A 12,084-nucleotide genomic window follows, 5' to 3' on the forward strand; every position below is an offset into this window, starting at 1 on the left:
GATGCCCACCCAGGCAACGGAAGCTCCCGGGACCCGCCGCCTCGCGCGGATCGCGACCGAGGTGCTCGCCCCCTGGGTCTGGGTGCTCGGTCTGCCGCTGGTCGTCGCCTGGAAGGTCACCGGCCACCACCTCGGCGAGACCGTGCTGTGGGGACTCGTTGTCGGCGTGACCGGCTCGCTGATCCCGATGGCCGTGATCGTGCGCGGCGCCCGGAAAGGCAAGTGGGACAGTCACCACGTCACGGATCGCGCCGGACGGCTCGTCCCGTTCGCGGTCTGCATCGGCTCACTGGCCGCCGGATTCGTCATCCTCGTCGCCGGCGGTTCCCCGCACGAGATGATCGCGCTCGCGGCCGCCGAACTCGTCTGCCTGGTCGCCGCGCTCGCGATCACCTTCGGGCTGAGGTTCAAGATCTCGATGCACGCGATGGTGGCCGCGGGCGCGGCCGTGATGCTCATCCGCGTCTACGGCCCGTGGCTCGCGCTCCTCTTCCTCGGCGTCGGCTGGGTCTGCTGGTCCCGCGTCGAACTCGGCGATCACACCAAGGCCGAGGTCACGGCCGGAGCGGCGGCCGGCGTCGTCCTTGGCGGTGGTATTTACCTGCTTCTCGAAGCGGTTTTGTCCTGAGCCACGCCGTATAGGTCGTTATACATTCGGGTCGAGGCGCCGGATGCCTTCGGTGAGTTCGGCGATGTCGGCGGCGGCCGCGAAGTTCAGCCGGAGGAACGGTCCGGACGGCTCGGTGGCGAAGAACCTCTCCCCTGCCCCGACCACGACCCCTCGCTCTCTCGCCACGCGAGCGAGCGCGTTCGCATCGCTCCCCGGCGGCAGCCGCACCCACAGGTGCAGACCGCCCTCGGGGAGCCGCGCGATCGTCCACTCAGGACACTTCCCCGCCAGCGCCGCGGCCGCTTTCACGCACCGTTCCCGCAGTTCTGAACCGAGCCTTCGAACGTGCCGTTCCCACGAAGGCGCGCTGAGCAGTTCGAGGGCGGCTTCCTGCAGTGGGCGGGAGACGAAGAAGTCGTCGACCCGCCGGATCGCCTTCATCCGGTCGAGCACCGGCCCTCGCGCGATCAGCGCGCCGATCCGGAGGCTCGGCGCGGCGGCCTTGGTCACCGACGTCAGATGGACGACCGTGCCGTCCCGGTCGTCGGTGATCAGCGGACGTGGCGCGGCGGCCCCGTGGGAGAGGTACCGGGCGAAGTCGTCCTCCAGGACGAACGCGCCCGCCGCCCGGGCGACGTCCAGCACCCGCGTGCGCCGTTCGGCCGCGAGCACCGTCCCGGTCGGGTTGTGAAAGGCCGGCTGGCAGTAGAACAGCCGGGCTCCGGTCATCGCGAACGCCTCGGCCAGCAGGTCCGGGCGGACCCCGTCGTCGTCGATCGGGACCGGCACCGGCCGGAGCCCCGCCGCCCGCGCGGCGGCGAGCGCCCCCGGGTACGTCGGCGATTCGACGAGGACCGGGCTGCCAGGCGCCGCGATGGCACGGAACGCCATGGACAGCCCGCTCTGCCCGCCGGCGGTGATCAGGACGTCTTCCGGTGACGCACCGGCCGGGCCGGCGAACACCGACCTCAGCGCCGGCAGACCGGCTGCGGGTGCGCGATCCCAGGCGTCCGGACGTCGGCCCGCCCGCGCCAATGCCGCGCCCAGGAAGCGAGTCGCCTGCAGCGATCGATGCGGATAGCCGCCGTCGAGCAGGATCGCGCCCTCCGGTGGCGGGCCGAGGACGCCGGTGAGGGATCTGGTGTCGACGCTGCGGTCGGTCAGCGCGACCGTTTGCCATGCCGTGTCGAGCGGTTCGCCCGCGGCCGCCGGCTTCGTCGCGACGTACGTTCCGCTCCCGGGACGGGTCACGACCGTGCCCTCGGCGGCCAGCAGGGCGATCGCGCGAGAGACCGTTCCCGGACCGACCCGATAGCGCTCGATCAGCTCCCGGCTGCTGGGCAACCTCTCCCCCGCGGCCGCCGAGCGGACGAGGGAACGCAGCTGGGCGACGAGCGCGGAAGTGCTACTATCCGACATGAAGCTACATGATAGTGCTACTGGAAATCGGGCGGAATCACTACTGGACGTCCCAGCCCTGCGAGCCGATACGCCGGGCAGCGAGAAGGTCGTCCACTTCAACAACGCCGGTTGCGGGCTTCTGGCGAAGCCGGTCCTGGCCGCGATGCTCGATCATCTGAACCTCGAAGCCGAGATCGGCGGATACGAGGCCGCCGCGGCCCGCGCGGCCGAGGTCACCGGTTTCTACGACGAGATCGCCGCGCTCATCAACGCGCGGCCTCGCAACATCGCCTTCGCCGCGAGCGCCACCCACGCCTACTCCACGGCGTTGTCGTCGATCCGGTTCGAGCCCGGCGACGTCGTCCTCACCACCCGCAACGACTTCATCTCCAACCAGATCGCGTTCCTGTCGCTGCGGAAGCGCTTCGGAGTCGACGTCGTGCACGCGCCGGACTCGCGGGAGGGCGGTGTCGACGTCGAAGCGATGGCGGCCCTGATGCGCACCAAGAAGCCGAAGCTGGTCGCCGCCACGCATATCCCGACCAACTCCGGCCTCGTCCAGCCGGTCGCCGAGATCGGGCGGCACTGCCGGGACCTCGGCCTGCTCTACCTGGTCGACGCCTGCCAGTCGATCGGCCAGTACCCCGTCGACGTCGAGGAGATCGGCGCCGACCTGCTCACCTCAACGTGCCGCAAATTCCTGCGCGGTCCGCGAGGTTCCGGGTTCTTGTACCTCTCCGACCGCTTCCTCGACGCCGGGCACGAGCCGCTGTTCATCGACATGCACGGAGCCCGCTGGAGCGCGCCCGGCGCGTACGAACCGGCGAAGTCCGCTTCCCGGTTCGAAGAATGGGAATTCCCCTACGCCACCGTGCTCGGATGCGCCGCCGCCGCGAGGTACGCCCGTGAGGTCGGCCTGGAGGCGATCTCACGGCGCACCCCCGCGCTCGCGGCGAGACTGCGGGACGGGCTCGGCGCCATCCCCGGCGTCGAAGTGCTCGACCGGGGCCCGGAGCTGGGCGCGCTGGTGACGTTCTCCATCAAGGGCTGGGAAGCGGTGCCCTTCAAGGAGGCGATGGACGCCCGCCGGATCAACTCCGCGCTCAGCTACCGCGAGTTCGCGCAGTTCGACTTCGGGGACAAGGACGTCGACTGGTGCCTGCGGTTGAGCCCGCACTACTACAACACCGAACGGGAGGTGGACGACGTGGCCGCGGCCGTCGCCGAACTGGCCGCCTGAGGGCGGTTCCGCCGCCTGGACACTGGGGGTGCCCAGGCGGCGGAACGGTCAGGCGCCCGCGAGGCCGCGCCGCTTCAGGAGCGGCTCGATCTCCGGGTCGCGGCCACGGAACGCGCGGAAGGCGGCCATCGGGTCGACGCTGCCGCCCCGGCCGAGGAGTTCGCGGCGGAAGTGGTCGCCGTTCTCCCTGGTGAGCCCGCCGTTCTCCCGGAACCACTGGACGGTGTCGGCGTCGAGGACCTCGCTCCAGATGTAGGAGTAGTACCCGGCGCTGTAGCCGCCGCTGAAGATGTGCGCGAAGTAGGTGGTGCGATAGCGCGGCGGCACGGCTTCCAGCGCGACACCGGCCTTGGTCAGCGCCTCGGCCTCGAACCGCTGGACGTCCTCGACGTTGTCCTCGGTGCCCAGCGCGTGCCATGCCTGGTCGAGGAGGGACGCCGCGAGGTACTCGGTGGTCGAGAAGCCTTCGCCGTACTGCTGCGACGCAAGGAGCTTGTCGATCTGCTCCTGCGGCAGCGGCTCACCGGTCACGTGGTGCTTGGCGTAGTTGGCCAGCACCTCGGGCCAGAGCATCCACATCTCGTTGACCTGCGACGGGTACTCGACGAAGTCACGCGGGACGTTGGTGCCCGAGAACATCGGGTACTCGACGTCCGAAAGCAGCGAGTGCAGCGCGTGCCCGAACTCGTGGAACGCGGTGACGACCTCGTCGAAGGTCAGCAGGGTCGGCTCCCCCGCCGGCGGCTTGGCGACGTTGAGCACGTTCACCACGACCGTCTTGGTACCCAGCAGCCTCGTCTGGTCGACGAAGTTGTTCATCCAGGCGCCGCCGCGCTTCGAGTCCCGGGCGTAGTAGTCGAGCAGGAACAGGCCGAGTTCCGCGCCGTCGGCGTCGAAGACCTCGAAGATCCGGACCTCGGGGTGGTACTTCGGCAGGTCTTCCCGCTCGGTGAAGCTCAGGCCGTACAGCTTGGACGCGGCGAAGAAGACGCCGTCGGTCAGCACCCGGTTCAGCTCGAAGTACGGGCGCAGCGCGGCGGTGTCGACCTCGAACCGGTCCTTGCGGACGCGTTCGGCGTAGAACGCCCAGTCCCACGGCCGCAGGACCGCGCCGGGGATGTCGGCTTCGAGGTACCGCTGCAGTTCTTCGGCCTCCGTCTTGGCGTTGGCGACCGCGACGGGCGCGAGCCGCTCCAGGAGACCGACGGCGGCCTCGGCGGTTTTCGCGGTCTCGTCCTCGATGACGTACGAGGCGTGGTCGGGGAAGCCGAGCACGGCGGCCCGCTCGGCACGCAACCGGACCAGCTGGGCCACGACCTCGTTGTTGTCGAACTCGTTGCCCCGGTTGCCACGGGAGACCGACGCGGTGAAGATCCGCTCGCGCAGCGCGCGGTCTTCCAGCGACGCCAACGCGGCCTGCGCGGTCGGCAGGGTCAGCTTGAGGACGTACTTGCCCTCCTCGCCGGCGGTTTCGGCCGCCGTGGCGATCTCGTCCTCACCGAGTCCCGCGAGTTCGGCGACGTCGTCGACGACCACGGCCAGTTCGTTGGTGTCCTTGAGCAGGTTCTGCTGGAACCGGGTCGACAGCGTCGAAATCCGCTCGTTCAGCTCGCGCAGGCGCTTCTGGTCGGCTTCGGGAAGTCCGGCGCCGGCACGGCGCACGTCGGTGTGGTGACGCTCCAGCAGACGCAGCGACTCGGCGTCGAGGCCGAGTTCGTCCCGGCGCTCGAACAGGGAGTTGATCCGGGCGAACAGCGCCGGGTTCAGGTTGATGGCGTCGGCGTGCGCGGCCAGCCGCGGCGCCATCTCGGCCTGCACGCGCTGGATCTCGTCGTTCGCGTTCGACCCGGCGAGGTTGAAGAACACGCTGGACACCCGGGACAGCAGCCTGCCGGACTTCTCGAGCGCGACGATGGTGTTCTCGAAGGTCGGCGGCTCGGCCGAACCGGCGATCTCCTCGATCTCCGCGGCGTGCTCGGCCAGGCCCGCTTCGAAGGCGGGAAGGAAGTGCTCGTCGGCGATCCGGTCGAACGGCGGAAGGGCGTAGGGCAGCTCACTCGGCGCGGCGAACGGGTTGTCCTGCGAAATCATCGGTGTTGCTCCCGGGTCGTCGAAACTGCTGGTCTGGCCACCTTACGGGCAGCGAGGGGCCGGTGGATGCCGTCCGTGGCGGTGACGCCACAGCGGAAGTGGTCACGCTCCGGTGGTACCGCCCACCACCGCGTCGGAGCTGCGTTTTCCCTTGCCGCGCTTGGCTTTGGTCGGGGGTTCGGGTGGGGCGATACCGGCCAGGTCGCCGCCGTTGTCGTTGACGCGCAACACGAACGGACGAGTCTCGGTGTACCGGACGACCGAGACCGACGCCGGGTCGACCACGATCCGCTGGAAGGAATCGAGGTGCTGGCCGAGCGCGTCGGCGAGGATCGCCTTGATCACATCGCCATGGCTGCATAAGAGCCACACCGCGTTTTCGCCGTGCTTCGCGGTGATCCTCGCGTCGTGCGCGCGAACGGCGGCGACCGCGCGCGCCTGCATCTCGGCGAGCCCTTCCCCGCCGGGGAAGACCGCGGCCGAGGGATGCGCCTGCACCACCCGCCACAGCGGTTCCTTGAACAGATCCTTGAGCGCGCGTCCGGTCCATTCGCCGTAGTCCACTTCGGACAAACCGGGCTCTTTGAGCTTGTCCAGACCGCGTGCCTCGGCCAGCTTCGCGACCGTTTGGCGGCAGCGGAGCATCGGCGAGACCACCAGTTCCGCGAGCGGGACCGGCGCCAGGCGCTCAACGAGCGCGGCCGCCTGCGCCCGGCCGGTGTCGTCCAGGCCGACCTTGGGCGTGCGCCCGGCAAGGACGCCCGAACCGTTCGCCGTGGACTTGCCGTGGCGCAGAAGGATCACAGTACTCACGTGGCCCACCCTACGTGTCGTGCTTTGCCCACCCCTGCGTTTCGACCTCTGGATGCGCGGGATCAGATGTGCGGACCCGCGCCGGGGTCGAGGACACCGGTGAAGATCAGCACGAACAGCAGGACGCCGAGCACGAGCCGGTAGATCACGAACGGCACGAAGCTCTTGGTCTTGATGTAGGACATCAGCCAGGCGATGACGGCGTACCCGACGCCGAAAGCGACCAGCGTCGCCAGGATCGTGGGCCCCCACTGCGCCGGGGCGCCGTCCTTGCCGATGTCGGTCAGCTTGTACAGCCCCGAGCCGAACACCGCAGGCAGCGCCAGCAGGAACGAGTACTCCGCCGCCTCCGCGCGGGTGTAGCCGAGCAGCAGCCCGGCGCTGGTGGTGCCACCGGAACGCGAGACACCCGGGATCAGCGCCAGCGCCTGGGCGAACCCGAAGCCGAGGCCGTGCGGCACGGTCAGGTGGTCGAGCGTCCGCTGCTGCTTCCCGATGCGGTCGGCCACCAGGAGGATCAGGCCGAACACGATCAGTGTCGTCGCGGTGATCCGCAGGTCACGGAAGGTTTCGTCGATGGCGTCCTGCAGCAGCAGGCCCAATACCACGATCGGCAGCGAGCCGACGATGATCAGCCAGCCCAGCCGCGCGTCGGGGTCCTGGCGCCAGTCCTTCTTGTAGATCGAGAAGAACCAGGCGCGGAGGATCTTCCCGATCTTGGCCGAGAAGTACAGGATGACCGCGAGTTCGGTGCCGATCTGGGTCACGGCGGTGAACGCGGCGCCCGGGTCGTCCCAGCCGGCGAGCGCCGCGGTGATCCGCAGGTGCGCACTGGAGGAGATCGGCAGGAACTCGGTCAGGCCCTGGACGAGACCCAGGACCAGCGCTTCGAACCAGCCCATCAGGCGACACCGGCCGTTTCGATCGCCTCGGCCGCGATCTCGAGGGCGCGTGCGGAGCCCTCCGGATCCGGCATGGCGGGCGCGACGGTCAGCGTCGTGACGCCGGACCCGGCGAAGGCCCGCATCCGTTCGGCGATGCGCTCCTTCGGGCCCAGCAGCGACGTCGCGTCGATGAACTCCAGCGGAACGGCCTTCATGGCGCCCTCGTAGTCCCTGCCCAGGTACTTCTGCTGGACGTCGGCGGCTTCGCGCTCGAAGCCCATCCGGCAGGCGAGCTGGTTGTAGAAGTTCTTCTCCCGGCTGCCCATCCCGCCGATGTACAGCGCCGCGTAGCCGCGGACCGCGTCGGCGCAGGCCTTCCAGTCGTCACCGACCACGAGCGGGACGGTGGGCACGACGTCGAAGCCGTCGAGGGTGCGCCCGGCCTTGTCCGCCCCGGCCTGGATCAGCTTCAGCTGCTCACCGGCGTGTTCGGGCGAGTAGAACACCGGCAGCCAGCCGTTCGCGATCTCGCCGGTCAGCTCGAGGTTCTTCGGGCCGATGGCGGCCAGGTACACCGGGATCTCATCGCGAACGGGGTGCACGGTCAGGGTCAGCGCCTTGCCGGGCCCGCCCGGCAGGGGCAGCTGGAAGTGGTCGCCGTCGAACCGGACCCGCTCGCGGCTCAGCGCCTTGCGGACGATCTCGACGTATTCGCGGGTGCGGCCCAGCGGCGAGGCGAACTTCACGCCGTGCCAGCCCTCGGAGACCTGCGGGCCGGAGACACCCAGGCCGAGGCGGAACCGGCCGCCCGAAAGCGTGTCCAGGGTCGCGGCGGTCATCGCGGTCATCGCCGGCGTCCGCGCGGGGATCTGGAGCACCGCGCTGCCCACGTCGATCCGTGAGGTCTGCGCCGCCACCCATGAGAGCACTGTCGGCGCGTCCGACCCGTAGGCCTCCGCGGCCCAGACGACCGCGTAGTCCAGTTCGTCCGCCTTCTTCGCCAATGCCAGGTTGGCCGCGTCGTTCCCCGCGCCCCAATAGCCCAAGTTCAGTCCGAGTCGCACGGCGTGAATGTATCCACCGGAGAGTCACTCCTCCGTTCAGGGTGTTGACACGGCGATGACCCGCACGGTGGTACTCGATCACGACACGCTCACCTGCTCCGCGTCCCGCACTTGCCTTCCGGCTAGGCTCGCCCGTCGTGGAAAAGCGACAGCTCGGCCGGTCGGGACTTCGGGTCTCGCGGATGGCCCTCGGGACCATGACGTGGGGTGGCGACACCGACTCGGAGGAGGCGGCCAGCCAGCTGGTCGCGTTCGTCGACGCCGGGGGCACCCTGGTCGACACCGCCGACATCTACGGCGAGGGCGAGAGCGAACGCGTCCTCGGTGCGCTGCTCGGCGACCTCGTCCCCCGGGACGACATCGTGCTCGCGACCAAGGCCGTCGCCCGCCGCACCGACGGCCCGTTCGGTGGCGGCGCCTCGCGCGGTGCCCTCTTGAGCGCGCTCGACGGCTCGCTCCGGCGGCTCGGCACCGACCACATCGATCTCTGGCAGCTGCACGCGTGGGACACCACCGTGCCGGTCGACGAGACGCTCGCCGCCCTCGAGTACGCCGTGACCTGCGGAAAGGTCCGCTACGTCGGCGTCTCCAACTACTCGGGCTGGCAGCTCGCGACCGCCGCGGCCCGCAGCTCCGCCGTCGCCCCGCTGGTCTCGACGCAGGTCGAGTACTCGCTGCTGGAGCGCGGGGTCGACCGCGAAGTCGTCCCGGCCGCGGAGCACCACGGCATCGGGCTCCTGCCGTGGGCACCGCTCGGCCGGGGTGTGCTCACCGGCAAGTACCGCACCGGGACACCCGCCGATTCGCGTGGTGCTTCGAGTGTTTTCGCCGGCTATGTCGAACATCACCGGACCGATCGCGCCGCCCGGATCGTGCAGGCGGTCGCGACGGCCGCGGACGGCCTCGGGACGTCGCCGCTGGCCGTCGCGCTGGCGTGGGTCCGCGACCGGCCCGGCGTGGTCGCGCCCGTGGTCGGAGCCCGTGACACCGGTCAGCTGACCGGTTCGCTCACGGCCGAGGAGATCACCCTCCCGCCCGCCATCCGTTCGGCGCTCGACGACGTCAGCGCGATCGAGGTCGGGTACCCGGAACGCGGCCTGTGAGCCGTCTCGAATACTGGATCAGGTGACTGTTGGGTGAAGCGGACGTGACGTGGTGGAGTTCGTGGAGGATGCTGGACAGGTCCGTACGACGAGTAGCAGGTGGAGGCACCAAGGTGGGTCGGCTGTCCGCCGTTTCCCGGATCGCGATCCCGCTCGCCGGTGTCCTGGTGCTCTCGTCCTGTAGTACGGACGACACACCTAACGACACCCTGCAGATCGTGCAGAACCCCGTCGCGGCGACCGCGGCGGTCTCCCCCGCGGTGACGGTCAAGCCCGCGGGGTCGGTGTTCGCGACGCCTGGCGTGAAGGCGCTGGTGACCGACGAGGCGAGCAAGACGCTGGTCGTCGCCGTTTCGGAGCCACCGTCGCTGCGTATCTACGATCTCGCCGCCCTGGACGCCCCGAAGGCGACCGTGGCCCTGCCCGGCCCGGCCGAGCGGCTCACCGTCTCCGGATCCCAGGTGCTCGCCAGTGTCCCCGGCAAGAGCCTTCTGGCGAAGGTCTCGCTGCCCGGTGGCGCGCTGGAGACGGTCCCGGTCGCGGGGCAGCCGTCTGCCGGTCTCGCCGCCGGTGACGCGACGCTGGTCTCGGTACGGGACCGCAAGGCCGTCGAGGTGCTGTCGAAGAACGCGGGACCGAAGACCATCACCGGCCAGATCTACAGCGCCGACGACGTGCTGAACACCGGCGACGGCGTGGTCGTCCTCGACAAGCTCCGCACCGCCCTGTTCGCCGTCGACCTCGACGAGGGCAAGATCGGCGAGGGCCTGCGGGCGGGCGACGGTGCGGCCAACGCCGTCACCGACGATCTCGGCCGCGTCTTCGTCACCGACGCGCGGGCGGGCGCGCTGCTGGCGTTCTCCACGACGCCGTTGCTGCTGCGCCAGCGTTATCCCGTTCCCGGCGGCGCGTACGGCATCGCCTACGACCGCACCCGTGGCCTCGCCTGGGTCACGCTCACCGGACGCAACGAGGTCGTCGGTTTCGACGTCCGCGGCGGCGAACCGATCGAGAAGCACCGGTTCCCCACCGTGCGGCAGCCAGATTCGGTCACCGTCGACGAGCAGAGCGGCCGTGTGGTCGTCGGCTCGGCCATCGGAGAAGGGATCCAGGTGATCACGCCATGACAGTCGTGGACGAGGCGGTGGTCGAAGGGGATTGGGAGTACCGGCGGTTGCAGCTTCCGCCCGGTGTTTCCCGGCGTGCGGCGGCGACGCAGCTGTCGATCCACGCCGAGTTCGCCGGTTGGGAGTTGTCGACCGTCCGGCTCTACTCCGATGGGACGCGGAGGGTGTGGTTGCGCCGCAAGCGCACCGCCACACCCCTGCCCGGCCTCATCACTTGAGCTGTAGGGGCCTTTCCCCGCATGGTCATTCAGGCGGGTGCGTTTCGCCTGAAGTACATGAAGGCCCCCTTCCTTGCGCCTAGGTACAGGAAGGGGGCCTTCATGTACAGCCGCCGCGGCTCCTGCCGCAGGTCCAGGTCCACAGTCGGAGGCCCCCGTGGCCGCCCACACCTTTCAGCCCTTGAACACCCGGCCGAGCCACTCGGCCCAGAGCGCGTCCTGTTCCGCGGAGTCGACGTCGCCGAACAGGTGATGCATCGCGCACATCGGCCCGGCGAAGCCTCGGACGAACCTCAGTAGCGCGTCCTCGGTCCGGATCCCGACCGTCTGCGCGTTCGTGAAGTAGACCTCGCCGTCCACAGTGGACACCGGTCCGGTGGACAGCCGGACCCGGTCCCCCGTCTCCGGCCGCCCGGCCAGGCCGAGCTCCCGGCCGAGCGTCGGCCAAGCGCTGTCCCAGTCCGAGATCATCGGCCCGAACACCGTCACCGGAACGGCCTTCCGGCCGGCGAAGCGGTTGAGGTACTCGACGAGGGTGCGGAGGAACAGCTGACCGCCGGCGGTCATCGCCTCGAACTCGTCTTCCCAGTCGTCGCCGGGCAGGAAGCCGCTCGTCACGGTCCGCAGCACGGTGCTGCCGCCGGAGCGGCCCTCGATGAGGAACTCGTAGGCGACGAAGCGCCCGTCCGGCGCGGGTTCCGTGCCGTAGACGAGCCGTTCCAGCGGGTCCCACGACGTGATCGCCGAGGTGGGTTCGAAGCCGCCGAAAGCGGTCTTCACCGTTCCTCCGACGCCTCCGTCGACCTCGTTGCGCCCCATGAACCACGACGTGATCCCCGGCCCGGTCGCGATGGCGTCCCAGACCTGTTCCGGTGTCGCGTCGACCTCGACGCGGTCGGTGATCTCGAATTCGTGGCCCATTCAGCGCTCCTCGGGCTCGGTGCGGACGCTCGGGTGGACGGCGACGACGATCCGGTGGTCCCGGCCCTGTTCGGCGCCTTCGTCGTGGTACTTGCTCACCAGGTTCGTGATCGCGACAGTCAGTTCTTCGGCGAACGCGGCCCGGTCCGTGGCGGAGGAGAACCGCACCTCGCCGTCGATCGCGAAGGTCGCGACCCGTTTGCGCGCCTTGGTCGCGCCGGTGATCAGCAGGCCGACGTCGCGCACCAGCCTGCCCGCCACGGCGAGCAGCCAGCGCGCGGACAGCCGGTCGGGTGACTGGGCCGGATCGGGTTGCACGGCCGAGAGCGCCGTCGGCGAGATGACGTACGAAGACGCCGTCGCGCGCATCATGCGCTCGGTGACGTTGCCTTTCCGCCGCTCCTCGACGAGCTCGACCAGCCCGTGCTTCTCCAGCGCGCGAAGGTGGTAGTTCACCTTCTGTCTCGGCAGGTCCACCCGCGCGGCCAGCATCGTGGCCGACGCCGGTTCGGCGAGTTCGGCGAGCAGCCTGGCCCGGACCGGATCCAGCGACACTTCGGCCGCTTCCGCGTCCTCGATCACCGCAACGGAGAACATGCCAAGACGGTGTCA

At 69.9% G+C, this 12,084-nt stretch carries 12 protein-coding genes; 5 read left to right on the forward strand and 7 right to left on the reverse strand.

The features are described 5' to 3' along the window. The first annotated feature begins 1 nt into the window (after nucleotide 1). Nucleotides 2-628 carry a hypothetical protein gene (locus ACZ1DY_RS23055; protein ID WP_465480797.1) on the forward strand — a complete coding sequence of 209 codons (627 nt, stop codon included), beginning with the start codon at nucleotides 2-4 and terminating at the stop codon, nucleotides 626-628. An 18-nt stretch (nucleotides 629-646) separates the two neighbouring features. Here ACZ1DY_RS23055 and ACZ1DY_RS23060 read toward each other — a convergent pair whose 3' ends face one another. Beyond that, nucleotides 647-2,029, reverse strand: coding sequence for an aminotransferase-like domain-containing protein (locus ACZ1DY_RS23060; protein ID WP_465480798.1), 1,383 nt, complete (start codon nucleotides 2,027-2,029; stop codon nucleotides 647-649). Here ACZ1DY_RS23060 and ACZ1DY_RS23065 point away from each other — a divergent pair. Beyond that, nucleotides 2,028-3,251 (forward strand): aminotransferase class V-fold PLP-dependent enzyme, encoded by a 1,224-nt coding sequence (locus tag ACZ1DY_RS23065; protein WP_465480799.1) that lies wholly within the window; start codon nucleotides 2,028-2,030, stop codon nucleotides 3,249-3,251. The two genes, ACZ1DY_RS23060 and ACZ1DY_RS23065, sit on opposite strands and share 2 nt — an antisense overlap. A gap of 48 nt (nucleotides 3,252-3,299) precedes the next feature. Here ACZ1DY_RS23065 and ACZ1DY_RS23070 read toward each other — a convergent pair whose 3' ends face one another. The 4 genes from ACZ1DY_RS23070 to ACZ1DY_RS23085 all read right to left on the reverse strand — a co-directional run bounded on the left by ACZ1DY_RS23070 (nucleotide 3,300) and on the right by ACZ1DY_RS23085 (nucleotide 8,103). Then, nucleotides 3,300-5,342, reverse strand: coding sequence for a M3 family metallopeptidase (locus ACZ1DY_RS23070; RefSeq protein ID WP_257486469.1), 2,043 nt, complete (start codon nucleotides 5,340-5,342; stop codon nucleotides 3,300-3,302). Between the two features lie 102 nt (nucleotides 5,343-5,444). Then, the gene (locus ACZ1DY_RS23075; protein WP_257486468.1) at nucleotides 5,445-6,155 is read right to left on the reverse strand and encodes a histidine phosphatase family protein; all 711 of its coding nucleotides are present in this window, start codon (nucleotides 6,153-6,155) and stop codon (nucleotides 5,445-5,447) included. A gap of 62 nt (nucleotides 6,156-6,217) precedes the next feature. Then, nucleotides 6,218-7,057, reverse strand: coding sequence for an undecaprenyl-diphosphate phosphatase (locus ACZ1DY_RS23080; RefSeq protein ID WP_034318569.1), 840 nt, complete (start codon nucleotides 7,055-7,057; stop codon nucleotides 6,218-6,220). Continuing rightward, nucleotides 7,057-8,103 (reverse strand): LLM class F420-dependent oxidoreductase, encoded by a 1,047-nt coding sequence (locus ACZ1DY_RS23085; RefSeq protein WP_465480800.1) that lies wholly within the window; start codon nucleotides 8,101-8,103, stop codon nucleotides 7,057-7,059. The genes ACZ1DY_RS23080 and ACZ1DY_RS23085 overlap by 1 nt, the downstream gene beginning before the upstream one ends. 137 nt (nucleotides 8,104-8,240) lie before the next feature. Here ACZ1DY_RS23085 and ACZ1DY_RS23090 point away from each other — a divergent pair, with 137 nt between their 5' ends. The 3 genes from ACZ1DY_RS23090 to ACZ1DY_RS23100 all read left to right on the forward strand — a co-directional run bounded on the left by ACZ1DY_RS23090 (nucleotide 8,241) and on the right by ACZ1DY_RS23100 (nucleotide 10,551). Further along, nucleotides 8,241-9,206 (forward strand): aldo/keto reductase, encoded by a 966-nt coding sequence (locus tag ACZ1DY_RS23090; RefSeq protein WP_185927109.1) that lies wholly within the window; start codon nucleotides 8,241-8,243, stop codon nucleotides 9,204-9,206. 113 nt (nucleotides 9,207-9,319) lie between these two features. Beyond that, the gene (locus tag ACZ1DY_RS23095) at nucleotides 9,320-10,333 is read left to right on the forward strand and encodes a YncE family protein (protein ID WP_126733122.1); all 1,014 of its coding nucleotides are present in this window, start codon (nucleotides 9,320-9,322) and stop codon (nucleotides 10,331-10,333) included. After that, the gene (locus ACZ1DY_RS23100; protein WP_016334446.1) at nucleotides 10,330-10,551 is read left to right on the forward strand and encodes a DUF5703 family protein; all 222 of its coding nucleotides are present in this window, start codon (nucleotides 10,330-10,332) and stop codon (nucleotides 10,549-10,551) included. The genes ACZ1DY_RS23095 and ACZ1DY_RS23100 overlap by 4 nt, the downstream gene beginning before the upstream one ends. 174 nt (nucleotides 10,552-10,725) lie before the next feature. Here ACZ1DY_RS23100 and ACZ1DY_RS23105 read toward each other — a convergent pair whose 3' ends face one another. After that, complete coding sequence (locus ACZ1DY_RS23105) at nucleotides 10,726-11,472, reverse strand: SRPBCC family protein (RefSeq protein WP_257486464.1); 747 nt, start codon at nucleotides 11,470-11,472, stop codon at nucleotides 10,726-10,728. Next, nucleotides 11,473-12,069: a winged helix-turn-helix domain-containing protein gene (locus ACZ1DY_RS23110; RefSeq protein ID WP_465480801.1), complete on the reverse strand. Its 597-nt coding sequence runs from the start codon at nucleotides 12,067-12,069 to the stop codon at nucleotides 11,473-11,475. Nucleotides 12,070-12,084: the final 15 nt, after the last annotated feature.

It is taken from the genome of Amycolatopsis sp. PSD-21 (assembly GCF_055561455.1).

Coding starts and splice junctions, on each gene's coding strand:
- ACZ1DY_RS23055 (WP_465480797.1), top strand. CDS start 2: ATGCCCACCCAGGCAACGGAAGCTCCCGGGACCCGCCGCCTCGCGCGG.
- ACZ1DY_RS23065 (WP_465480799.1), top strand. CDS start 2,028: ATGAAGCTACATGATAGTGCTACTGGAAATCGGGCGGAATCACTACTG.
- ACZ1DY_RS23060 (WP_465480798.1), bottom strand. CDS start 2,029: ATGTCGGATAGTAGCACTTCCGCGCTCGTCGCCCAGCTGCGTTCCCTC.
- ACZ1DY_RS23070 (WP_257486469.1), bottom strand. CDS start 5,342: ATGATTTCGCAGGACAACCCGTTCGCCGCGCCGAGTGAGCTGCCCTAC.
- ACZ1DY_RS23080 (WP_034318569.1), bottom strand. CDS start 7,057: ATGGGCTGGTTCGAAGCGCTGGTCCTGGGTCTCGTCCAGGGCCTGACC.
- ACZ1DY_RS23100 (WP_016334446.1), top strand. CDS start 10,330: ATGACAGTCGTGGACGAGGCGGTGGTCGAAGGGGATTGGGAGTACCGG.
- ACZ1DY_RS23105 (WP_257486464.1), bottom strand. CDS start 11,472: ATGGGCCACGAATTCGAGATCACCGACCGCGTCGAGGTCGACGCGACA.
- ACZ1DY_RS23110 (WP_465480801.1), bottom strand. CDS start 12,069: ATGTTCTCCGTTGCGGTGATCGAGGACGCGGAAGCGGCCGAAGTGTCG.